The organism is Amaricoccus sp., from assembly GCF_047602525.1.
Taxonomy (GTDB): domain Bacteria; phylum Pseudomonadota; class Alphaproteobacteria; order Rhodobacterales; family Rhodobacteraceae; genus Amaricoccus.
In genome coordinates, this window is record NZ_JASGHB010000001.1 from 973,753 (window position 1) to 995,117 (window position 21,365).

The 21,365-nt window shown below is 70.8% G+C and carries 18 protein-coding genes and 3 pseudogenes; 11 read left to right on the forward strand and 10 right to left on the reverse strand.

All coding sequences use genetic code 11. From position 1 onward, the window contains the following. Window positions 1-9: 9 nt before the first annotated feature. On the forward strand, window positions 10-1,302 hold the full coding sequence (locus QM699_RS05250) for an MFS transporter (protein ID WP_415010133.1): 1,293 nt from the start codon (window positions 10-12) through the stop codon (window positions 1,300-1,302). 4 nt (window positions 1,303-1,306) lie between these two features. Here the strand turns inward: QM699_RS05250 and QM699_RS05255 are convergent, their stop codons facing one another. Further along, window positions 1,307-2,092: an SDR family NAD(P)-dependent oxidoreductase gene (locus QM699_RS05255; protein ID WP_415010134.1), complete on the reverse strand. Its 786-nt coding sequence runs from the start codon at window positions 2,090-2,092 to the stop codon at window positions 1,307-1,309. Window positions 2,093-2,220: 128 nt separating this feature from the next. On the opposite strand from QM699_RS05255, the gene uxuA reads away from it, so the two are divergent. Further along, complete coding sequence (gene uxuA, locus QM699_RS05260; RefSeq protein WP_415010135.1) at window positions 2,221-3,417, forward strand: mannonate dehydratase; 1,197 nt, start codon at window positions 2,221-2,223, stop codon at window positions 3,415-3,417. A gap of 25 nt (window positions 3,418-3,442) precedes the next feature. On the opposite strand, the gene QM699_RS05265 is transcribed toward uxuA, so the two are convergent. Further along, a complete protein-coding gene (locus tag QM699_RS05265) occupies window positions 3,443-4,711 on the reverse strand; it encodes a sensor histidine kinase (RefSeq protein ID WP_415010136.1) in 1,269 nt (422 codons plus the stop codon). 123 nt (window positions 4,712-4,834) lie between these two features. Here QM699_RS05265 and QM699_RS05270 point away from each other — a divergent pair, with 123 nt between their 5' ends. The 5 genes from QM699_RS05270 (at window position 4,835) to QM699_RS05290 (ending at window position 10,020) form a co-directional block, all read left to right on the forward strand. Next, window positions 4,835-5,257, forward strand: a complete 423-nt coding sequence (locus QM699_RS05270) for a DUF1178 family protein (RefSeq protein ID WP_415010137.1) — start codon at window positions 4,835-4,837, stop codon at window positions 5,255-5,257. Window positions 5,258-5,389: 132 nt separating this feature from the next. Further along, window positions 5,390-6,616 carry an aspartate kinase gene (locus tag QM699_RS05275; protein WP_415010138.1) on the forward strand — a complete coding sequence of 409 codons (1,227 nt, stop codon included), beginning with the start codon at window positions 5,390-5,392 and terminating at the stop codon, window positions 6,614-6,616. A gap of 21 nt (window positions 6,617-6,637) precedes the next feature. Continuing rightward, window positions 6,638-8,887 carry a phosphoenolpyruvate--protein phosphotransferase gene (ptsP, locus tag QM699_RS05280; protein ID WP_415010139.1) on the forward strand — a complete coding sequence of 750 codons (2,250 nt, stop codon included), beginning with the start codon at window positions 6,638-6,640 and terminating at the stop codon, window positions 8,885-8,887. A gap of 60 nt (window positions 8,888-8,947) precedes the next feature. Next, entirely contained in the window at window positions 8,948-9,301 is a 354-nt protein-coding gene (locus QM699_RS05285) for a CidA/LrgA family protein (protein WP_415010140.1), read from the forward strand. Continuing rightward, complete coding sequence (locus QM699_RS05290) at window positions 9,298-10,020, forward strand: LrgB family protein (protein WP_415010141.1); 723 nt, start codon at window positions 9,298-9,300, stop codon at window positions 10,018-10,020. Before QM699_RS05285 ends, QM699_RS05290 begins: the two co-directional genes overlap by 4 nt. On the opposite strand, the gene QM699_RS05295 is transcribed toward QM699_RS05290, so the two are convergent. The 8 genes and pseudogenes from QM699_RS05295 to eno form a co-directional block, all read right to left on the reverse strand. Then, window positions 10,017-11,141: a phospholipase effector Tle1 domain-containing protein gene (locus tag QM699_RS05295; protein WP_415010142.1), complete on the reverse strand. Its 1,125-nt coding sequence runs from the start codon at window positions 11,139-11,141 to the stop codon at window positions 10,017-10,019. The genes QM699_RS05290 and QM699_RS05295 overlap by 4 nt on opposite strands. Window positions 11,142-11,258: 117 nt before the next feature. After that, window positions 11,259-13,028 (reverse strand): selenocysteine-specific translation elongation factor, encoded by a 1,770-nt coding sequence (selB, locus tag QM699_RS05300; RefSeq protein ID WP_415012699.1) that lies wholly within the window; start codon window positions 13,026-13,028, stop codon window positions 11,259-11,261. Next, window positions 13,025-13,507, reverse strand: coding sequence for an aminotransferase class V-fold PLP-dependent enzyme (locus tag QM699_RS05305; RefSeq protein WP_415012700.1), 483 nt, complete (start codon window positions 13,505-13,507; stop codon window positions 13,025-13,027). The genes selB and QM699_RS05305 overlap by 4 nt, the downstream gene beginning before the upstream one ends. A gap of 76 nt (window positions 13,508-13,583) precedes the next feature. Then, window positions 13,584-14,345 (reverse strand): annotated as a pseudogene (gene selA, locus QM699_RS05310) (L-seryl-tRNA(Sec) selenium transferase); the annotation flags it as partial. 2 nt (window positions 14,346-14,347) lie between these two features. Beyond that, on the reverse strand, window positions 14,348-14,761 hold the full coding sequence (fdhE, locus tag QM699_RS05315) for a formate dehydrogenase accessory protein FdhE (protein ID WP_415012701.1): 414 nt from the start codon (window positions 14,759-14,761) through the stop codon (window positions 14,348-14,350). A gap of 97 nt (window positions 14,762-14,858) precedes the next feature. Further along, window positions 14,859-15,659, reverse strand: a pseudogene (locus QM699_RS05320) (molybdopterin-dependent oxidoreductase); the annotation flags it as partial. Continuing rightward, a pseudogene (locus QM699_RS05325) lies at window positions 15,657-16,275 on the reverse strand (thiamine phosphate synthase); the annotation flags it as partial. The pseudogenes QM699_RS05325 and QM699_RS05320, both read right to left, overlap by 3 nt. Before the next feature lie 4 nt (window positions 16,276-16,279). Next, the gene (gene eno, locus QM699_RS05330) at window positions 16,280-17,557 is read right to left on the reverse strand and encodes a phosphopyruvate hydratase (RefSeq protein ID WP_415010143.1); all 1,278 of its coding nucleotides are present in this window, start codon (window positions 17,555-17,557) and stop codon (window positions 16,280-16,282) included. A gap of 159 nt (window positions 17,558-17,716) precedes the next feature. Between eno and QM699_RS05335 the strand changes: the two genes are divergently transcribed. The 4 genes from QM699_RS05335 (at window position 17,717) to ispG (ending at window position 21,192) form a co-directional block, all read left to right on the forward strand. Then, complete coding sequence (locus QM699_RS05335; RefSeq protein ID WP_415010144.1) at window positions 17,717-17,983, forward strand: succinate dehydrogenase assembly factor 2; 267 nt, start codon at window positions 17,717-17,719, stop codon at window positions 17,981-17,983. Between the two features lie 82 nt (window positions 17,984-18,065). After that, window positions 18,066-18,572, forward strand: a complete 507-nt coding sequence (locus QM699_RS05340) for a MarR family winged helix-turn-helix transcriptional regulator (protein WP_415012702.1) — start codon at window positions 18,066-18,068, stop codon at window positions 18,570-18,572. A gap of 181 nt (window positions 18,573-18,753) precedes the next feature. Further along, a complete protein-coding gene (locus QM699_RS05345; RefSeq protein ID WP_415010145.1) occupies window positions 18,754-19,938 on the forward strand; it encodes a helix-turn-helix domain-containing protein in 1,185 nt (394 codons plus the stop codon). Between the two features lie 108 nt (window positions 19,939-20,046). Then, a complete protein-coding gene (ispG, locus tag QM699_RS05350) occupies window positions 20,047-21,192 on the forward strand; it encodes a flavodoxin-dependent (E)-4-hydroxy-3-methylbut-2-enyl-diphosphate synthase (RefSeq protein WP_415010146.1) in 1,146 nt (381 codons plus the stop codon). Window positions 21,193-21,365 lie beyond the last annotated feature (173 nt).

The following is a 21,365-nucleotide window of genomic DNA, read 5'->3' on the forward strand; positions in this document are numbered from 1 at the left end:
GGGGTCGAAATGGCCTATCAGGCGGGCTCGGCCCACGACACGGACGACCACGGCACCAGCCCGGCGGAGATCGCGATCGGCGTCATCATCGGGCGAAGCTCCGAGTTCTTCGACTTCTTCGTCTTCGCAATCGCGTCAGTCCTGGTGTTCCCGCGGGTGATGTTCCCGTTTGCAACACCGCTCGATGGCGTGATGCTGTCCTTCCTCGTGTTCTCGCTCGCCTTTGTCGCCCGGCCGTTCGGGACGCTGTTCTTCATGTGGGTCGATCGGAAATACGGTCGCGGCCTCAAGCTGACCGCCGCTCTGTTACTGCTCGGCTGTGCCACGGCGGGCATCGCGTTCACGCCCGACTACTCGCTCGCCGGCGGCTATGCGATCGTGATCCTCTGCATCATGCGCATCGCGCAGGGCCTGGCGCTGGGCGGAACCTGGGACGGGCTGGCCTCGCTTCTGGCGATGAATGCGCCCGAACGGCATCGCGGCTGGTACGCGATGATCCCGCAGCTCGGCGCCCCGGTGGGGCTATTTGTCGCAAGTGCGCTGTTCGTCTACCTGCTGACCGGCATGTCCGAGACCGACTTCCTCGAGTGGGGCTGGCGCTATCCGTTCTTCGTGGCGTTCGCGATCAACGTCGTGGCGCTGTTCGCGCGGCTGCGCATCGTGGTGACGCCGGAATACGAGCGGCAGTTCCAGAGCCTCGAGTTGCAGCCGACGCGCATCCGCGAGACGCTGTCGGCCGAGGGGACGAACATCCTGATCGGCGCGTTCACCCCGCTGGCCACGTTCGCGCTGTTCCACATGGTCACGGTCTTTCCGCTGTCGTGGGTCTACCTGAAGTCCGCCGCCGACGTGCCGGCGTTCCTCGCGGTCGAGATCGGCACGGCGTTCATCTGCCTCGCCGCGGTGATCGGCTCGGGCGCGCTGGCCGACCGGATCGGGCGGCGGGCGCTGCTTCTCGTCTGCGCCGTCGCGATCGGCATCTATGCGCTGGTCGCGCCGCGCCTGCTCGACGGCGGGCTCGTGGGCGAGTTCTTCTTCATGGTTGCGGGCTTCGCGCTGCTCGGCTTCTCATTCGGCCAGTCCTCGGGTGCCGTCGCGTCGCGCTTCGACAAGCGGTATCGCTACACCGCCTCGGCGCTGACCTCGGACCTCGCATGGCTGTTCGGCGCGGGGTTTGCGCCGCTGGTCGCGCTCTACCTCGCCAGCCACTACGGGCTGTTCTCCTCGGGCGCCTACCTGCTGTCGGGCTCGATCGTCACCGTCATGGCGCTGCTGCTGAGCCAGCGGCTGGAGATGCGCTGAACCCTCAGCGCACCGCCAGCCCGGCGGTGAGGCCGCCGTCGATCACGAAGTCCGCGCCGGTGACGAAGCCGGCGCGGTCGGATGCGAGATAGGCAATCATCTCGGCGATTTCCTCCGGCTCACCGATGCGCCCGATCGGGTGGGCCGCGCCGAAGCGGGCGAACACCTCCTCCTCGGGCAGGTCGCTGCCGAGCTTCTGCGCCGCGAGCGCGAGGATCGGCGTGCGCACCGACCCCGGCGACACCGAGTTCACCCGGATCCGCGCGTCCGCATGGTCGAGCGCCATGGCGCGGGTCAGCGCGTGGATCGCGCCCTTGCTGGCGACGTAGGCCGCGACTCCCTGCTGGCAGGCGTGGCCCTGCACCGACGACAGGTTGACGATCGCGCCGCCCCCGCGCCGGATCATCTCGGGCACGCCGTGGCGGGCGGTCAGGTGAATCCCGCCGACGTTGACCGCGAGGCAGCGGGCGAAGGTGGCGGCGTCGGTGTCGAGTACCGTGCCGTAGGGATGGACCGCCGCGGCGTTGACGATGACGTCGAGCCCGCCCGACTGCTCGACGCAGTCGGCGACGGCAGCCTCGACCTCCAGCTCCTGCGTCACGTCGGCGCGGCGCACCCGGATTGCGAGGCCGCGCGAGGCGGCGAAGGTTTCGAGCGCGCGATTCGCCCCCGCGTCGACGCCGATGGCGAGCACGTCCGCCCCCGCCTCGGCCAGCCGGATCGCGCTGGCCCGGCCGATCCCAGACGTGCCCGTCACCAGCGCCGCCTTGCCGTCGAATTCGTCGCCCATCACGCGTTCCCCTCTGGCTGTTTGCCGGGATCATTGCCCTGCCGGGCGCGGCGCCGCCAGAGCGGAAAGTCATGGCGCAGCCGCACGCGCTTCGGCTAGGCAGGGGCAAACCGAACGGGAGGGATGCGATGCGGCCGATGAAGGAATGCTTCCGCTGGTACGGGCCGGACGATCCCGTGCCGATCGAGCATATCGCCCAGGCGGGCGCGACCGGCATCGTCACCGCCCTGCATGGCATCTACGACGGCTCGGCCTGGCCTGACGACGAGATCGCCCGGCGCAAGGCGGTGATCGAGGCGGCCGGGCTCGAGTGGACGGTGGTCGAGAGCATCCCGGTCCACAACTCGATCAAGACCGGCACGCCGGAGCGCGGCCGCTACATCGGTTGGTACAAGGACACGTTGCGCGCGCTCGGGCGGGCGGGGATCAGCACGATCTGCTACAACTTCATGCCGGTCTGCGACTGGACCCGGACCGAGCTGCGCCATCCGATGCCGACCGGCGCGCTGGCGCTGCGCTTCGACGCGGTGGACTTTGCCGCCTACGACCTGTTCGTGCTGAAGCGCCGGGGCGCCGAGGCCGATTATACGCCCGCGCAGATCGAGGCGGCCGAGGCGCGGCTCGCCGAGCGCGGCGAGGCGGGAATGGCGACGATCGAGAAGGTGCTGATCGCCGGCCTGCCTGCGACCGAGCGCAGCTATGACCGCGAGAGCTTTCGCCGCGCGCTCGCCGACTATGACGGCCTGACGGCGGAGGACGTGCACGGGCATCTCGCGCATTTCCTGCGCGAGATCACGCCGGTGGCGGAGGAAGCGGGGCTGCGCCTCTGCATCCACCCGGACGATCCGGCCTTTCCACTGTTCGGGCTGCCGCGAATCGTCTCGACCGCGGCCGACGCGCGGCGGCTGCTCGCGGCGGCGGAGAGCCCGGCGAACGGCCTCACGTTCTGCACCGGCTCCTATGGCACGCGGGCGGAGAACGACCTGCCCGCGATGGTGCGGGAATTCGGGCCGCGCATCCATTTCGCCCACCTGAGAAACGTCACCCGCGAGCCGGACGGCTCGTTCCACGAGGCCGACCACCTCGGCGGATCGACCGACATGCCGGCCGTCGTGCTGGCGCTGCTCGAGGAGCAGGCGCGGCGGCTGGCCGAGGGGCGCGAGGACTGGCAGATCCCGCTGCGGCCCGACCACGGCCACCTGCTCGCCGACGATATCGCCAAGGCGCGGATCAATCCGGGTTATTCGTTGATCGGCCGACTGCGCGGCCTCGCCGAACTGCGCGGGGTGATGCACGGCATCGCCGCGGTGCGCACCCCGGCCTGACGGCCCGGGCCTCCGCGCCCGCGTCTCAAGCCCCGCGCCGCGACGCCCTGGTGTCGGCGCGGGGCAGCCAGACGGTGAAGGTGCTGCCCTTGCCCGGAGCCGAGGCGATCTCGAGCCGGCCGCCGTGGCGGTTGAGGATGTGCTTGACGATGGCGAGGCCCAGTCCGGTGCCGCCCTTGTTGCGGCTCGAGGTCACGCTCACCCGATAGAACCGCTCGGTCAGGCGCGGGATGTGCTCGCGGTCGATGCCGGGGCCGCTGTCGGAGATCGCGATGCCGACTCGCCCGGGGCTTGCCTTGCCGGGATCCGCGCGGGCGATGCGCACGGTGCCGCCGGCGCCGCCGTACTTCATGGCGTTGTCGATCAGGTTGGTGAAGACCTGCGCCAGCTGGTCGGGGTCGCAGGCGACCGGGGTGCCGCCCGGATCGAGGCGCACCTGCAGGTCGATGCCGTCCTGCACCGCCATCGGCACCAGTGCTGCCGCGCTCTCGGCGGCGATGTCCTCGAGCGAGTGCACCTCGCCCGGGCGCAGGTGCTCGGTCATCTCGATGCGCCCGAGCGACATGAGGTCGTTGACCAGCCGCTGCATCCGCCCGGCCTCGCGCGCCATGATCCCGAGGAAGCGTTCGCGCGCCGCCGGATCGTCGCGGGCGTGGTGCTGCAGCGTCTCGATGTAGCCGATGATCGAGGCGAGCGGCGTCCGAAGCTCATGGCTCGCATTGGCGATGAAGTCGGAGCGCATCTGCTCGGCCCGGCGGGCGTCGGTGCGGTCGTCGATCTGCACGAGCGCCAGCGCCTCGAGGCCGAAGGCGCTGCCCGCGGGCAGGAGGGCGACCCGTGCCTCGATGAACCGCTCGCTCTTGTCGTGCAGCGTGAAGCTCACCGCCCGCTCGTCGCCATCGGAGAGCGTCGCGGATAGCGCCTCGACGAACGCCGGCGCGCGGATCAGGTGGGCGAAGTGGCTGCCGGTCTCCAGCCGCGGCAGCGCCTGGTGGGCGGCGGGGTTGGCGTAGTACACCCGCCCGCTGCGTGCCACCAGAAGGATCGGCGTCGGCAGCCGGGCGAGCAGGACCTGTCCGGCCCCCGGCGGCATCGGCGCGGGATCGTTCGCCTCCAGCGGGGGCAGGGGGAGCGGAGCCTCTGCCGGCTCCCGCGTGGTGATGGCGGCGAGCACCGCCGCACTGGCCGCCGCGCCGATCGCGAGCGCCGAGAGCGGCGACAGCGCCCCGGTGGCCGCGAGCGCCGAGAAGGCGCCGACGCCGAGGGCGAACGCGGGAAGAAACCACCTCGGCACGTCGTCCATCCGGCTCGTTGCGCCGCAGCCATACCAGAGGCTCCGGCGGTTAAGAACCCCGTCAGGAACATTGTATCTGATCGTGGATGCCATATTTCGGCTGGGAAGGAGGAGTGTGCCCCGATGATCCGCTACGCGCTGCGCTGCGACAAGGCGCACAGCTTCGAATCCTGGTTCGGGTCCAGCGCCGATTTCGATCGGCTGCAGGCGGCCGGGCATGTCGCGTGTGCCGTGTGCGGCAGCTCCGCGGTGGTGAAGGAGCTGATGGCGCCGTCCGTCGCCTCCGGCAGCGCGGCGCCGGTCGAGCGGCCGCTCTCGGCGCCTGCCTCGCCGGCCGAGCAGGCGCTGGCCGAGCTGCGGCGCCGGATCGAGGCGGAGTCCGAGAACGTCGGCCGCGACTTTGCCCGCGAGGCCCGCCGCATCCACGAGGGCGAGGCGCCGGCCCGGGCGATCATCGGCGAGGCGCGCCCGGCGGAGGCCAAGGCGCTTCTCGACGACGGCATCGCGGTCGCGCCGCTCCCCTGGTCGTCACGCCGCACCAGCTGAGCCGCGTTCGGGGCGGGGCGGGGCGGGGCGGGGCAGGGCGCGGCCAGCGGCATCCGCCGCCGACCTTGGCCTTGCGGGCGCTCCGGGCCATGGGTATGGAGGCGCGATTCAGGGACCCGGAAGCGCCAGAAGATGCCTCGCCTCGTGATGAAATTCGGCGGCACGTCCGTCGCCGACCTCGACCGCATCCGCAACGCCGCCGCCAAGGTCAAGCGCGAGGTCGATCGCGGCTATGACGTGGCCGTGGTCGTCTCGGCGATGTCGGGCAAGACCAACGAGCTGGTCGGCTGGGTGCGCGAGACCTCGCTGCTCTATGACGCGCGCGAGTACGACGCGGTGGTCTCGTCCGGCGAAAACGTCACCGCCGGGCTGATGGCGCTCACCCTGCAGGAAATGGGCGTGCCGGCGCGCAGCTGGCAAGGCTGGCAGGTGCCGCTGCGCACGAACGCGAGCCACGGTGCGGCGCGCATCGTCGAGATCGAGACCGAGGGGCTCATCCGCAAGTTCGGCGAGGGCCTGCACGCGGTCATCGCCGGCTTCCAGGGCATCAGCCCGGAAGGTCGCATCACCACGCTCGGACGCGGCGGCTCCGACACCTCGGCCGTTGCCTTCGCCGCCGCGCTCGAGGCCGAGCGCTGCGACATCTACACCGACGTCGATGGCGTCTACACCACCGACCCGCGGATCACCCGCAAGGCGCGCAAGCTCGAGAAGATCGCCTATGAGGAGATGCTCGAACTCGCCTCGCTCGGCGCCAAGGTGCTGCAGACCCGTTCGGTCGAGCTCGCCATGCGCTACAAGGTCAAGCTGCAGGTGCTGTCGAGCTTTTCCGACGTACCGGGAACCATCGTCTGCGACGAGGAGGAGATCATGGAATCACGTGTGGTCAGCGGCATCGCCCACTCCCGCGACGAGGCGAAGGTGACGGTGATCGGCGTCCCCGACCGCCCCGGCATCGCCGCGGCGCTGTTCGGGCCCCTCGCCGAGGGCGGCGTCAACGTCGACATGATCGTGCAGAACATCTCCGCCGACGGCCGCACCGACATGACGTTCTCCTGTCCGGTCGACGAGATCCCGCGCGCCCGCGCGGCGATCGAGGCGGCGAAGGCGTCGGGTGCGCTCGACTTCACCGGGCTCGATGTCGACGAGGACGTCTCCAAGGTTTCCATCGTCGGCATCGGCATGCGCAGCCAGACCGGCGTCGCCCACCGCATGTTCCAGGCGCTGGCGCGTGACGGGGTCAACATCAAGGTCATCACCACGTCGGAGATCAAGGTGTCGGTGCTGATCGACCGCAAATATCTGGAACTTGCGGTTCAGGCGCTCCATGATGCATTCGAGCTCGACAAGGTCAGCTGATCCCGGCAGGCGCGGGCATTGATGGCGTATTCGCAGGCGGTCGACAGCCGCGTTCTTCTCACGCGTTTGCGTGCCACGCTGGCGGAGCCCGGCGATGGCCAGGAGCGGCTTGACCGCATCGTGCGGCTGGTGTCCGACGGGCTGGTGGCCGAGGTGTGCTCGGTCTACCTGCGCCGCGACGACATCCTCGAGCTGAGTTCGACCCAGGGGCTGAACCCCGGGTCGGTCCACACCTCGCGGCTGAAGGTCGGGCAGGGGCTGGTCGGGGTCATCGCCGAGACGGCGGAGCCGATCAACACCCGCGACGCCTCGCACACCCGCGGCTTCCGCTACCTGCCCGAGACCGGCGAGGAGATCTTCTCGAGCTTCCTCGGGGTGCCGATCCAGCGGCTCGGCGAGGTGCTGGGCGTCCTGGTGGTGCAGAACCGCGACCCGCGCGAGTACACCGACGACGAGGTCTATGCCCTCGAGGTGGTGGCGATGGTCATCGCCGAGATGAACGAGCTCGGCGCCTTCGTCGGCCCCGGCCCGATGGGCGCCGTTCCGCACAAGCTGCCGTTCTTCGTGCGCGGGCTCGTCGGGCAGGAGGGTGCCGCCGAGGGCACGGTCGTGCTGCACGAGCCGCAGATCGTCGTCTCCGACCCGATCAGCGACAACCCCGACGGCGAGCGTCTGCGGCTGCACGCCGGGATCGAGGCACTGCGGGCCGAGGTCGACGAGATGCTGGCGGCCGACTACCTGACCGCGACCGGCGACCACCGCGACGTCCTGAACGCCTACCGGATGTTCGCCTACGACAAGGGCTGGGTGCGGCGGATGGAGGCCTCGATCGACTCCGGCCTCGCCGCCGAGGTCGCGGTCGAGAAGGAGCAGTCGGCGACCCGCGCCCGCATGTCGCGCTCGACCGACCCCTACCTGCGCGAGCGGCTGCACGATCTCGACGACCTGTCGAATCGCCTGTTGCGGCTGTTGTCCGGCGATCAGCGCAACGGCCGCGAACTGCCGCCCGACGCGATCCTCGTGGCGCGCAACATCGGCCCGGGCGAGCTGCTCGACTATGGCCGCGGCCTGCGCGGCGTGGTGCTGGAGGAGGGCTCGGTCGGCAGCCACGCGGCGATCGTCGCGCGCGCGCTGGCGATCCCGCTGGTGATCCACGCCTCGCGCATCACCCGCGAGGCGATGCCCGGCGACCACATCCTCGTCGACGGCGACCAGGGCGTCGTCCACCTGCGGCCGGAGGAAACCGTCGCCAAGGCGTTCCGCGAGAAGATGGACATGCTCGCGGAGGCGCAGACGGCCTATGCCGCGCTGCGCGACAAGCCCGCGACCACGCGGGATGGCACGACCATCGGGCTCCACATGAACGCGGGGCTGATGGCCGACCTGCCGAGCCTGCCCAAGTGCGGCGCGATCGGTGTCGGCCTGTTCCGGACCGAGCTGCAGTTCCTGATCCGCACCACCGTGCCCAAGCGCACCGAGCTTGCCGCGCTCTACAGCCGGATCCTCGATTCGGCGCGGGAGAAGCCGGTGGTGTTCCGCACCCTCGACATCGGCTCGGACAAGGTCGTGCCGTACATGAAGCGCACCGACGAGCCCAATCCGGCGCTCGGCTGGCGGGCGATCCGCGTCGGGCTCGACCGGCCGGGCATGCTGCGGATGCAGATCCAGGCGATGATCCGTGGCGCCAAGGGCCGGGCGCTCAGCGTCATGTTCCCGTTCGTGGCCGAGGCGGGAGAGTTCGCAGCCGCCCGCGAGGTGGTCGACCGCGAGATCGCGCGCGAGCGCGCGCTCGGCAATCCGATCCCCGCCAGCCTGCAGATCGGCGCCATGCTCGAGACGCCGAGTCTCGCCTATGCGCCGGACAGCTTCTTCCAGGAGGTCGGCTTCCTGTCGATCGGCGGCAACGACCTGAAGCAGTTCTTCTTCGCCGCCGATCGCGAGAACGAGCTGGTCCGCCGCCGCTACGACATGCTGTCGACGAGCTTTCTCGACTTCATCGAACAGATCGTCGCCCGCTGCGCCCGCCACGGCACGCCGCTGTCCTTCTGCGGCGAGGATGCCGGCCGGCCGATCGAGGCGCTGGTGCTCGCCGCGATCGGGCTGCGCAGCCTGTCGATGCGGCCGGCGTCGATCGGGCCGGTGAAGGCGCTGCTGCGACAGGCCGACCTCGTCGGTGCCCGGGCGGCGATCGACGCGGCGCGCGCCGAGGGCTGCCCCACCGTTCGCCCGGCCGTCGAGGCGTGGCTGCAGCGGTCCGGCATCCCGCACTGATCGCTTGCTCCGTCGCCCGGCGGACGAGACACTGGCCAAGAGTTCTCCCGGAGGCGTCGAATGATCTATGCGGTCACGCTGTTTTTCCTGTGCCAGCTCGCGGGCGAGGTGGTCGTGCAGGCCCTCGGCATCACCTTTCCCGGCCCGGTCCTCGGCATGGGCCTGCTCTTCGCCGTCCTGATGCTGCGGGGACGGTCGAGCGAGACGATCGACGGGGTGGCCGACACGCTGCTGAAGAACCTGTCGCTGCTGTTCGTGCCGGCGGCGGTGGGCGTGGTGCAGCAGATCGGCCTCATCCGGGCGAACTGGCTCGCCATCTCGGCGGCGCTGGTGGTCTCGACGGTGATGACCCTGATCGTCACGGTCTACGTCTTCCGCATCACCGCCCGCTGGACGCAGGGAGACCGGCTGTGACCCACGCCGGCGATATCTACAGCATCTGGGTCTACCTCTCGCAGACGCCGCTGCTCTGGCTGACCGCGACGCTCGTCGCCTTCGTGATCGGCGATGCGCTCTCGCAGGCCGCCGGCCGGCATCCGCTGGTCAATCCCGTGGTGATTGCCGCGGGCCTGCTGATCGTGGTGCTGACGCTGACCGGAACGCCCTATCCCGCCTACTTCCAGGGCGCCCAGTTCGTCCACTTCCTGCTTGGTCCCGCCACCGTGGCGCTGGGCCTGCCGCTCTGGCGCAACCGCCATGCGGTCCGGCGCAACCTGCTGCCGATGTGCGCCGCGCTGGCCGCGGGATCGCTGACCGCCATCGGCTCGGCCGTGGCGATCGCCTGGCTGTTCGGCGCACCGCACGAGATCCTCGCCTCGCTGGCGGCGAAATCCGTCACGGCGCCGATCGCCATGGCGCTCACCCAGGTGATCGGCGGCATCCCGGCGCTCGCGGCGGTGCTGGTGGTGCTGACCGGCATCCTCGGCTCGGTGATCGTCACGCCGCTGATGAACGCCCTGCGCATCCGCGACTTTGCCGCCCGCGGCTTTGCCGTCGGCGTGGCGAGTCACGGCATCGGCACCGCGCGGGCGTTTCAGGTGAGCGAGGAGGCCGGCACCTTCGCCGGCATCGCCATGGGCCTGAACGGCGCGCTCACCTCGCTCGTCTTCCTGATCCTGCCGCTGTTTCTCTAGCGGCCGCGGGTCAGAACCGCCTGCAGGCGGCGCAGCGGCCGCGGGCGATAGGCGGGGTCGGCGTGCCAGCGACGCACCGCTGCCTCCGCCAGCTCGGCGAAGCGCCAGGGTCCGGCGCGGTCGTGGGCATCGAGCGCCATCAGCCGCCAGAGCAGCGACGGCCGGGGCCGGGCGCGCAGCGGCCCGAGCGGGTTGCGCGACCGCCGCCACGCCGCGACCGCCGCCGGATCGAGCGCCAGCCCCGCGTCGGTCGCGCCGTCGGCGATCCAGACCAGCGCATCGTCCGACAGGTCGGTGACGGGGCCACCGCCGCCGACCGAACCGTGGTCCCCCGGAAACCACCGCTGCGCATAGGCGAGGCGTCCGGCATCGCGGTTCAGCCCGTCGAGGTTCGCCCACAGCGTCGGCGGAAACGTCCGCCGGCGCTCGTCGATCGCCACCGCATGCCGGGCGGCGCGCACCAGCCGCGACAGCGCCGTGTCGTGGAACGCGAGCCCGCGGTTCAGCCGCGCGGCGAGGGTGAAGTGGCTGGGGATCCCCAGCGCGCCCACCGTGTCCCAGACCCCGAGGTAGGCGATGGCGAGCGGCAGGCCGGCGGGGAGCCCGCTTTCCGCCCGCCAGGCCGCCTCGCGCGGGCCGGTCGTCACGTGCGCGGCATGGCGGGCGCGAAACGCCATGGCGGCCGCACCGTCCGCGCCGCCGGCGGCCACCCGGTCGCGATAGAGCGCCAGCGCCTCGCCGATCGCCGGCGCGTTGCGCCGCTCGAGGATGCCGCAGGTCCGGACCATCCCGGCCAGCGAGCGGGCCATGAACGCCCCGCGGGAAAAGCCGAGCAGGTGGATTTCGTCGCCCGGCGCATAGGCGAAGACGAGGAAGCGGTACGCCTCTTCCAGCGTCGCGGTCAGGCCCACTCCCAGTGCGCCGCCGAGCAGCCGGTCGGCGCCGCGGGCAAGGCGCCCGGTGCCCCGGCCGCTGCCGACGCCATCGAGGTGGCAGACGATCTGCGGCACGCCGTGCGGACCTATGGGCAGCACGGCGCGGGCGAGCTTCGCGACGTTGGTCGGAAACGGCGCGTCGAGCCGGTTCCAGGTGCCGTCGCAGGCAATGACGATGCGTTTCATCGGGCGCTTTCGGTCGTGCGACCGCGCGAACGGGGGCGGGCACCGAGGCGCGCGATCGGGAATGTCGCGGATCTCGGGGCGTGCGCCGCCGGGATCTCCGGTCGGCGTGCGGGCAGACTAGGGTGAAACCCTTAAGCCGGCGTCAGCGCCGTGGCGGTTTCCCCCGCCTCTGTCGCCGTTTCCGTGACGGCCGGCTCGAACAGGTCGGAGGCGCCGTGGGTCGATCCGCCGCAGATCGCCCCGGCGCACGGTGACGCCGTGCCTGTCGAAGAAGTCGAGGATCTGGATCGCCACCTCGCGGCTGTTCTGCATCCCGTCGCGAAACCGCGCCGTGGTGAACCAGCCGTCGGCACTGGTGCGGCTCGCCGCCGCCGCGAGCCGCACCATCTCCGCGGTCGTGGCCCGCAGGAAGAAGTGGTCGTGCGCGATCTCATCCACCCGCCCGGCCTCGGCCTCCCGCCGCAGGAACGCCGGGAAGACCGCTCCCGGCAACCGCGGCTCAAGGCCGATGCGCAGCCGCTCCCGCCCGATCCCCTGCAGCTCCGGGCTGGCGGCATGAAACTCGGCCAGCCGTGCCGCGAGCGCGCCCCGCAGCATCGCGAGCGTCGCGGGCGCCAGCAGCAGCGGACCGATTCGCTCGGCTCCTTCCACGGCGCGCGCCACCGCTGCCTCGGACAGGGCGCGGTCGCGGACGAACTCGGGCAGGTCGACCAGATAGGGCGGGGCGGCGAGCAGGCGGTGGAGTGCCGCGGCGGCATCCGGCGTCGCGGCTGCCGTGAGATGGGCGAGCCGCTCCGGGGCGCGGCGCCGCCGCCGTGGAGCGCGCAGGTCGACGAGCCGCCCGCCGCCGAGGGTGCGCGACGCCGAGACGTCGCGCAGGATGAAGCGGTCGAGCGCCGCCGCGGCGATCGGCCGCGCCAGCACGAGCTGCACCCAGCCGGACGCGCCCGGCGCGATCGGCCCGCCGAGCGGCACCACCCGCGCGGCCACCTCGACCGCCCCGACGTGCAGATGCGCGGGCACCGCCTCGGCCAGCGGCCGCGGCTCGCTCGCGAGCAGGCGCAGATCGGCGTCGATGCGGTCGGTCGGCGCGTGCAGCGCGGGCGCCACCACCATGTCTCCGCGCGAGATGGCCTCGCGCCCGATCCGCTCGCCCGCGAGCCCGAGCGCGCAGCGCGCGCCCGCCGCCCCGTGCGTGGCGTGGCGGTTCTGCGTGTGGATCGAGCGGACCCGTGCGGCGAGGCCGGTGGGGCTCAGCACCAACTCGTCGCCCACATGCGCGCAGCCGCCGAGCACGGTGCCCGTGACGATCGTTCCGGCGCCGGCCAGCGTGAACACCCGGTCGACCGGCAGGCGCATCGGGCCGAGGGTGCGCCGCTCCACGCTCGCGCCCTCGGCCGCGGCGAGCAGCGCGGCGAGGTCGTCGATGCCCTCGCCCGTGACCGCGGAGACCGGCAGGACCGGCGCCTCCGCCAGCGTCGCGCCGGTGAGCGCCGCCCGGATCTCTGCCGTCACCGCCGCCCGCCGGTCGCCGTCGGCGAGGTCGGCCTTGGTGAGCGCGACGGCGCCGCGGCGGATCCCGAGCAGGTCGAGGATCGCCAGATGCTCGCGGGTCTGCGGCATCATCCCGTCGTCGGCCGCGACCACCAGAAGCGCGAAGTCGATGCCGCCCGCCCCGGCGAGCATGGGATGGATCAGCCGCTCGTGCCCGGGCACGTCGACGAAGCCGGTGATCGCGCCACCCGCGAGATCGGCATAGGCAAAGCCCAGCTCGATCGTGATGCCGCGCGCCTTCTCCTCCTTCAGCCGGTCGGCATCGACCCCGGTCAGCGCCCGCACCAGCGCGGTCTTGCCGTGGTCGATGTGACCCGCCGTCCCGACGATCATCCGAGCGCCGCCAGCAGCTTGTCCGGTTCGGTGAGGCAGCGCAGGTCGAGCAGCACCGCGCCGTCGCGGATCCGTCCGAGCACCGGGTGGGGCAGGGCGCGCAGCCGCGCCGCCAGCGCCTCCGGCTCGCCACCGCCGATCCGAAGCCCGGCGCTCGGCAGAGACTCGACGGGCAGCGCGCCCGACCCCACCTGGCTCGCACAGGGCACCGCGTCCACCGGCAGGCCGAGGCGCGCCGCGACCAGCGGCGCCAGCCGTTCGGCCAGCGCCGCGATCTCCTCCCGCGGCCGGCCGAGCAGGGCGAGCGTCGGCAGGCGCTCGCCCAGCCGATCCGGGTCGCGATAGAGCCGGAGCGTCGCCTCGATCGCCGCGATGCGGACCTTGTCGAGCCGCAGCGCCCGCTTCAGCGGGTTGCGGTTGATCGCCGCGATCAGGTCCGCCCGCCCGACGATGAACCCCGCCTGCGGTCCGCCGAGCAGCTTGTCGCCGGAACAAGGTCACAAGGTCGGCAGACGCAACCGCCTGCCGTACCGTCGGCTCGCCGGGCAGGCCGAAGGCGGCGAGGTCGACCAGCGTCCCGGACCCGAGGTCGTTCATCACCGGCAGCTCGGCGTGCCGCGCGATCGCCGCGAGCTGCTCGGCCGACACCTCGGCGGTGAAGCCCTCGATGCGGTAGTTCGACGGATGCACCTTGAGGAGCAACGCGGTGTCCGGCCCGATCGCCGCCTGATAGTCGCGCGCGTGCGTGCGGTTGGTCGTGCCGACCTCGCGCAGCCGCACGCCGGCGCGCTCCATGATGTCCGGCATCCGGAACGCGCCGCCGATCTCGATCAGCTCGCCGCGGGACACGATCGCCTCGCGCCCCTCGGCCAGCGCATTGAGCGCGATCAGCACGGCCGCGGCGTTGTTGTTGACGACGGTGGCGTCCCCGGCCCCGGTCAGCTCGCGCAGCAGGTCGCGCAGATGACTGTCCCGCTCGCCCCGGTGCCCTGTCGCAAGGTCGAGCTCCAGCGCCGCCGGCTCGCGCATCGCCGCCACGGCCGCCTCGATGGCCGCCTCGGCCAGCAGCGCCCGCCCGAGGTTGGTGTGCAGCACGGTCCCGGTCAGGTTGAACACCGGCCTGAGCGCCGACGGCCGGTCGAGCCGTAGAGCCAGAGCCGCGATCAGATCATCGGGCAAGGCCTCGCCGCCCCGGACCTCGGCCATCAGGTCGCGCAGCGCATCGGTGGTCACGGCCCGGCCGTGCCGCTCGATCAGCGCGGTGCCCTCCGGCGAGCGAAGCACCCGGTCGACGGACGGCAGGTCCCGCATGGTCATGATCAGAAGCCTATCAGGAAGGGATTGAAGCCGGCCCGGCGCCAGTCCGACCCGGCCATCGCCGCGTCGAGCCCGAGGCTCGCCACATCGTCCGCGATCGGCTCGAGCGCGGTGTCGCGCGTGGCGTAGAGGATCTTGGTCCAGCCGTGGCACTCGTCGCAGACCTCGGCCTTGATGACGGCCGCGTCGCCGAGCGCGCGATAGCCGATGCCCTTGGTCGAGCCGCAGGCGAGGCACTTGATCCGCACCTCGTTCCAGAGCGTGCAGCAGGTGGCGCAGGCGGCATAGCGCGCGCCCTCGGCCAGGAACCGCAGCCGCGCTGCGCGCCGCTCGAACAGCGCCACCGGATCGGGCGAGATCACGAACGGCGGCTCCGGGATCACGCCCGGCCGGACCGCGCTCTCGTCGTCGGACATCGCACCTCCGGGCCGGACCGGCCACCTTGCGGGCGGCTGCTCTGCCGGACCCGTCCGGTCTAGTCGAGCCAGCTCGCGCAGCCATTTCCGATGGTGGCCCCTGGATGTTCGAGTGGCCGCGCAGCGCGTTCATCCCGCCGCCGCGCACGCCGATGTTGCCGAGGATGAGCTGCAGCATCGCCATGCCGCGGATGTTCTGCGCGCCCTTGGAATGCTGCGTCCAGCCGAGGGCGTACATCGACGTCATCGTCTTGTCGGGTGCCGAGCACGCGCCGATCGTTTCGGCGATGTGCAGGAACTTGTCCCTGGGCGTGCCGGTGATCCGCTCGACCATCTCGGGCGTGTAGATGTCGACGTGGGCCTTGAGCAGGTTCCAGACGCAGCGCGGGTCGGTCAGCGTCGGGTCGGTCAGCGCAAAGCCGTCGTCGCAGACCTGATAGTCCCAGGACGAGCGGTCATAGTCGCGCTTTTCCGGGTCGTCGCCAACGAAGAGCCCGTCCGCCCAACCGTATTCGTCCTTCACCAGCAGCGAGGCGTTGGTGAAGTTCTTCACGTACTCCCACTGCACCTTGTCGTTCGCGATGCACCAGCGGATCGTCCCCATCAGGAAGGCGATGTCCGAGCCGGGCCGGATCGGCGCGTAGTAGTCCGCGACCGACGCGGTGCGGGTGAAACGCGGGTCGACGACCACGAGCTTCGCGCCGCGGCGCGCCTTCGCTTCCGTCACCCACTTGAAGCCGCAGGGATGCGCCTCCGCCGCATTGCCGCCCATGACGACGACGAGGTCGGTGTTCTTGATGTCGGTCCCGGAGTTGGTCATCGCTCCACGGCCAAAAGTCGGGCCCAAACTGGACACCGTGGGGCCGTGTCAGACGCGCGCCTGGTTATCGAATCCTGCGAGCACCTCTCGCAGCGCCGCCTCGGCATCCGCCGCCGCCCAGAATCTCCGGCCCGACCGCGAGGAAATCCGCCGATCGCGCTACCGTCGCGACCAGCTCGGGGGTGAGCGCCCCCTCGGCCACCACCGGCACCTCGATCATCTCCGCCCACCACTCGAACAGCTCCGCCTCGGCCAGCGTCCCGTCGCCGAGCCCGCTCGCGCCCACCGGCCCGAAGCTCACGTAGTCCGCACCGATCTCGGCCGCCGTCATCCCGTCGTGCCGCGAGGTCCGGCAGAACGCGCCCACAATCGCGTCGCCGGCCAGCGCCTTGCGCACCGCCCGGACCTGTCGCGCGCCGTCGGTGAGATGCACGCCGTCGAGCCCGAGCCGCGTCACCAGCCGATAGTGATCCGCGACCACCAGCGGCACGTCGCGCGCGTGGCAGACCGGCCGGAGCGCATCGGCCGCGCGCGCCACGTCGTCCTCCGAGCCCGCGGCCAGCGCCAGCCGGACGCAGGCGACGTCAAAGCCGTCGAGCAGCCGGGCGACCCGATCGGGGTCGCCCATGCCGAACGGCGCCGGCGCGATCAGGTAAAGGCGCGGCCCCTCGACCGCGCCGTCGGCGCCCGTCATGCCGTCAGCGCCGCAGGATCGAGCGCCCGGCGAAGGCCGCGTTCGGGCCGAGGTCCTCCTCGATGCGGATCAGCTGGTTGTACTTCGCCAGCCGATCCGAGCGCGACAGCGAGCCGGTCTTGATCTGGCCGCAGTTCGTCGCCACCGCGAGGTCGGCGATCGTCGCGTCCTCGGTCTCGCCCGAGCGATGCGACATCACCGCGGTCATCCCGGCCCGATGCGCCATGTCGACGGCGGCGAGCGTCTCCGTCAGGCTGCCGATCTGGTTCACCTTGACGAGGATCGAGTTGCCGACCCCTTCCTCGATGCCCCGGCTCAGCCGCTCGGTGTTGGTGACGAACAGATCGTCGCCGACCAGCTGGCAGCGGTCGCCGATCGCATCGGTGAGCAGCTTCCAGCCCTCCCAGTCGTCTTCCGCCATGCCGTCCTCGATCGAGATGATCGGATAGGCATCGACCAGCGCCTTGAGATAGTCGACATTCTCCGCCGAGCTGAGCTTGCGCCCCTCGCCGGCAAGGTCATAGACGCCGTCCTTGAAGTACTCGGTCGAGGCGCAGTCGAGCGCGAGATAGACGTCCGTGCCCGGGCGATAGCCCGCCGTCTCGATCGACTTCATGATGAAATCGAGCGCCTCGGTGGTCGAGCCGAGGCTCGGCGCAAAGCCGCCCTCGTCGCCGACGTTGGTGTTGTGCCCGGCCTTCGACAGCGCCTTCTTCAGCGCGTGGAACACCTCGGCGCCCATCCGCACCGCCTCGGCGATCGAGCTGGCCCCGACCGGCATCACCATGAATTCCTGGATGTCGATCGGATTGTCCGCGTGCGCGCCGCCGTTGATGATGTTCATCATCGGCACCGGCAGCACATGCGCCGACACGCCGCCGACGTAGCGGTAGAGCGGCGTCCCGAGGCTCGACGCCGCCGCCTTCGCCGTGGCGAGGCTCGCGCCGAGGATCGCATTCGCGCCCAGCCGGCCCTTGTTCGCCGTGCCGTCGAGGTCGAGCAGCACCCGGTCGATGCCGGTCTGGTCGGTGGCGCGCAACCCGGTCAGCGCGTCACAGACCGGCCCGTTCACCGCCTCGACCGCACGCCGCACGCCCTTGCCGCCGTAGCGGCCCGCATCTCCGTCCCGCAGCTCGACCGCCTCGTGCGCCCCGGTCGACGCTCCCGACGGCACCGCCGCCCGGCCCATGGCGCCGTCCTCGAGCAGCACGTCGACCTCAACGGTGGGATTGCCCCGGCTGTCCAGGATCTCCCGACCGACGACGTCAATGATGACCGACATGCGAACCCCCCGTGATCGCGCTTCATTCCGGCGAGAGTGCTAGACTAAAGCAGCGTGACGCGGAACCGGAATCTTCCGCGCCCCCCGGCTTTGTATCCCCGGGCTTTGCATCCCCGGGCCGTCAGCCTATGCAACGGGCGGCGATCGGGGGAGGCGACGATGGACGAGGCGACGCGGCTGAAGCGGCTGAGGATCCGGGCCTGGCGGCGGGGCATTCGCGAACTCGACCTGCTGCTCGGGCCCTTCGCCGACGCCCAGAGTACGCTCACGCCGCAAATCGAGGTTTTCGAACAAATGTTGTCGGAAAACGACAATGAAATTTACGACTGGTTCTTGGGGCGGGTAAGTTCTCCTGAAGAGTACGCTGGTCTACTTGAATCGATCCGCCAGTTCCACGCGATCGAGCAGCCGGGAAGCTCCGAATAGGCAGGCCGTCAGGCTTAACCAGTTGGTTATGATTCTGCGCAAGGTTTCCCTGACAGCCAACTTGCGGAGGATCGGCATGGTTATGCACGCAAAAGTCGCGGCAGCGACGCCGGATCTCGCTGCGCGCGACGATTTTCTCGGCGCGTACCTCGAAACGCTCGGAATGGTGGAGCGGCTGCACCGGCTGCTGCTCGACGTGGTGAAGGACGAGTTCGAGCGCCTCGGCATCATCGACATCAACTCGGTGCAGGCGCTGCTGCTGTTCAACATCGGCGACAACGAGGTCACGGCGGGCGAGCTGAAGACGCGCGGCTACTACCAGGGCTCGAATGTCTCCTACAATCTCAAGAAGCTGGTGGAATGCGGCTACATGCATCACCAGAAGTGCGAGGTCGACCGCCGCTCCGTGCGGGTGCGTCTGACCGATCGCGGCCGCAACATCCGCGCGATCATCGCCCAGCTGTTCCAGCGCCATGCCGCCGGCATCCTCGGGCGGGATGTGCTCGGAAACACGCGGCTCGACGAGATCAACGCAGGGCTGCGCCGAATGGAGCGCTACTGGAGCGATCAGATCCGCTACATCTACTGAAGGCCGCCGGGGTGGCACGATGCGATTTTTCTGCCACCCCTGCGGCATTTTGGCCATCCGATCGCTCCCAACCGCTTAAATTCATGGTATGATCGGAGAAAATCAGCCGTCCGTGGACAAGCGATTCGGCGCGGCAGGACTTGGCAGGGCAATGAGTACGGGGTCGGCAGGCAGGTCGGGAATGAGCGCAGGCATGCACACCTCTGGGGCGAGGCAGTTCGGCCCCTATGATTACGCCCTCGGCGACGAGTTGCGCGGCGAGCGGGCGACGCTCGGCAAGACGCTGCTCGATATCCAGCGTGACCTGCGGATCAAGGCGGCGTTCATCGCCGCGATCGAGGACGCCAAGCCCGAGGTCTTCCCCAATCCCGGCTTCATCGCCGGCTACGTCCGGTCCTACGCGCGCTATCTCGGCCTCGACCCGGAAGAGGTATTCTGGCGCTTCTGCCAGGAAAGCGGTTTCTCCGGTGCCGCGCAGGCTCCCGTGGCCACGAAGGGCGGGGCCAAGGGCGCAGGCCGCAAGCCCGCCGGCCTCGACATGCCGCTCGCCCGGCACGAGCCGCGGCGGATGCCGCAGGTCTCGCTGTCCGGGCTCAGCTCGGTCTTCATGCTGCTCTGCCTCGTCGGCGGCCTCGGCTACGGCGGGTGGATGGTGCTGCAGAACATCCAGCGGGTGCAGTTCGCGCCCGTCGAGGACACGCCCCAGGCCACCGCCCAGCTCGACAGCCTGCAACCGCCAGAGACGGACGGCGCCGACGAACCGACCCCCGCCGACCTCGCGACACCCGTCGCCGCGACATCGCTCGCCGACCTCTACCGCCAGCAGGAACTCGAGGTGCCGATCCTCGTCCCCCGCGACGGCCCGATCGCGGCGCTCGACCCGGACAAGGCCGGGCTGCTCACAGCGGTCGTCACCCCGGCGGTGGCGCGCGTTCCAACGGTGCGCGACCCGGACGCCCCGGTCGCGGCCGTCCCTGCGGTGCTTGCCGCGGCGGCCGTCGTGGAACCCGAGGGGGGGCAGGCTCCGGCCGCCGCTCGCGGCGTGGTCGTCGTCGCGGAGCGCGCGGCCTGGGTCCGGGTCTACATGCCGAACGGCACGGTGATTTTCGAGCGTATCCTGGAGAAGGGGGAAACCTATTCTCCGCCAGAGGGTTCCGATGTTCCCCTCATCTGGGCTGGCAACTCCGGTTCAGTCTACGTGCGCATTGGCGACGAGCTGCACGGCCCGCTCGGCCGCGGCACGAAGGCAACGAAGGACGTCGCGCTCGATCCCATCGCCATCGCGGCGAAGTTCCCGGTCGTGACCGACGTGCCGGAGACGATCTCGCAAGTCTTCGGCGAGGCCGCACCCCTCGTCGTGCAATAGCGCCGCCTCCGCCGTTCGCGTGATGCCGAGGCCGCGGGTGGGGTGACATTCCCCGCCCGCGGCCTTATCCTTCGCCGCGACCGAAATGCGACGGATCCGCTGCTTCAGATGAGCCACAATCCCGTCCGCCCCTGGCGGAACATCGACCGCCGCGTCTCGCGGCAGATCCACGTCGGGCCCGTTGCGGTCGGGGGCGGCGCGCCGATCAGCGTGCAGACCATGACCAACACGCTCACGACCGACGTCGCCGCGACGGTGGCGCAGGTCCAGGCCGCTGCTGACGCCGGCGCCGATATCGTCCGCGTCTCCGTCCCCGACGAGGCATCGTCCCGCGCGCTGCGCGAGATCGTCCGCGAAAGCCCGGTGCCGATCGTCGCTGACATCCACTTCCACTATCGCCGCGCCATCGAATCCGCCGAGGCCGGCGCTGCCTGCCTCAGGATCAACCCCGGCAACATCGGCAGCGCCGACCGGGTGCGCGAGGTCATCAAGGCCGCCCGCGACCACGGCTGCTCCATGCGCATCGGGGTCAACGCCGGCTCCCTCGAGAAGCACCTGCTGGAAAAATACGGCGAGCCGTGCCCCGAGGCGATGATCGAGTCCGGCCTCGACCACATCCGCATCCTCGAGGACAACGACTTCCACGAGTTCAAGATCAGCGTGAAGGCGTCCGACGTGTTCCTCGCGGCCGCGGCCTACCAGGGCCTCGCCGAGGCGACCGACGCGCCGATCCACCTCGGCATCACCGAGGCGGGCGGCATGATGTCGGGCACGGTGAAGTCCGCCATCGGCCTCGGCAGCCTGCTCTGGATGGGCATCGGCGACACGCTGCGCGTGTCGCTCTCCGCCGATCCGGTCGAGGAGGTGAAGGTCGGCTTCGAGATCCTGAAGGGCCTCGGCCTGCGCCACCGCGGCGTCAACATCATCTCCTGTCCCTCCTGCGCCCGGCAGGGATTCGACGTCATCAAGACGGTGGAAGTCCTTGAAAAACGGCTGGAACACATCAAGACGCCGATGTCGCTCTCGATCATCGGCTGCGTCGTGAACGGCCCCGGCGAGGCGCTGATGACCGATGTCGGCTTCACCGGCGGCGGCGCGGGCTCGGGCATGGTCTATCTGGCGGGCCGCCAGCATCACAAGCTCGGCAACGCCGGCATGGTCGATCATATCGTCGAGCTGGTGGAAAAGCGCGCCATCGAGATCGAAGCCGAACGCGAGGCAGAAGCGGCAGCCGCGGCCAAGGCGGCGGAGTAGCCGTCGACAAGCCGGGCGGCGGACACACGGCCGTCCCGGGCTTTTTCTTGGCGACAAATACTCTCGGGGGTGAACTGGCCGGAGGCCAGGAGGGGGCGGAAAGCCCCCTCGCAACGCCACCCACCCGCGCGCCGCTTCCCGGAACGCGGCCCGGCGCGCGCGCCCCGCGGTGG

What these genes read in the sequence shown, in the direction of transcription:
- uxuA (WP_415010135.1), top strand. Translation starts at nt 2,221, where the DNA reads ATGCGGCCGATGAAGGAATGCTTCCGCTGGTACGGGCCGGACGATCCC.
- ispG (WP_415010146.1), top strand. Translation starts at nt 20,047, where the DNA reads ATGAGCCACAATCCCGTCCGCCCCTGGCGGAACATCGACCGCCGCGTC.
- fdhE (WP_415012701.1), bottom strand. Translation starts at nt 14,761, where the DNA reads ATGTCCGACGACGAGAGCGCGGTCCGGCCGGGCGTGATCCCGGAGCCG.
- selB (WP_415012699.1), bottom strand. Translation starts at nt 13,028, where the DNA reads ATGATCGTCGGGACGGCGGGTCACATCGACCACGGCAAGACCGCGCTG.
- QM699_RS05285 (WP_415010140.1), top strand. Translation starts at nt 8,948, where the DNA reads ATGATCTATGCGGTCACGCTGTTTTTCCTGTGCCAGCTCGCGGGCGAG.
- QM699_RS05275 (WP_415010138.1), top strand. Translation starts at nt 5,390, where the DNA reads ATGCCTCGCCTCGTGATGAAATTCGGCGGCACGTCCGTCGCCGACCTC.
- QM699_RS05255 (WP_415010134.1), bottom strand. Translation starts at nt 2,092, where the DNA reads ATGGGCGACGAATTCGACGGCAAGGCGGCGCTGGTGACGGGCACGTCT.
- QM699_RS05345 (WP_415010145.1), top strand. Translation starts at nt 18,754, where the DNA reads ATGAGCGCAGGCATGCACACCTCTGGGGCGAGGCAGTTCGGCCCCTAT.
- QM699_RS05270 (WP_415010137.1), top strand. Translation starts at nt 4,835, where the DNA reads ATGATCCGCTACGCGCTGCGCTGCGACAAGGCGCACAGCTTCGAATCC.
- QM699_RS05295 (WP_415010142.1), bottom strand. Translation starts at nt 11,141, where the DNA reads ATGAAACGCATCGTCATTGCCTGCGACGGCACCTGGAACCGGCTCGAC.
- QM699_RS05335 (WP_415010144.1), top strand. Translation starts at nt 17,717, where the DNA reads ATGGACGAGGCGACGCGGCTGAAGCGGCTGAGGATCCGGGCCTGGCGG.
- eno (WP_415010143.1), bottom strand. Translation starts at nt 17,557, where the DNA reads ATGTCGGTCATCATTGACGTCGTCGGTCGGGAGATCCTGGACAGCCGG.
- QM699_RS05250 (WP_415010133.1), top strand. Translation starts at nt 10, where the DNA reads ATGGCCTATCAGGCGGGCTCGGCCCACGACACGGACGACCACGGCACC.
- ptsP (WP_415010139.1), top strand. Translation starts at nt 6,638, where the DNA reads ATGGCGTATTCGCAGGCGGTCGACAGCCGCGTTCTTCTCACGCGTTTG.
- QM699_RS05340 (WP_415012702.1), top strand. Translation starts at nt 18,066, where the DNA reads ATGCACGCAAAAGTCGCGGCAGCGACGCCGGATCTCGCTGCGCGCGAC.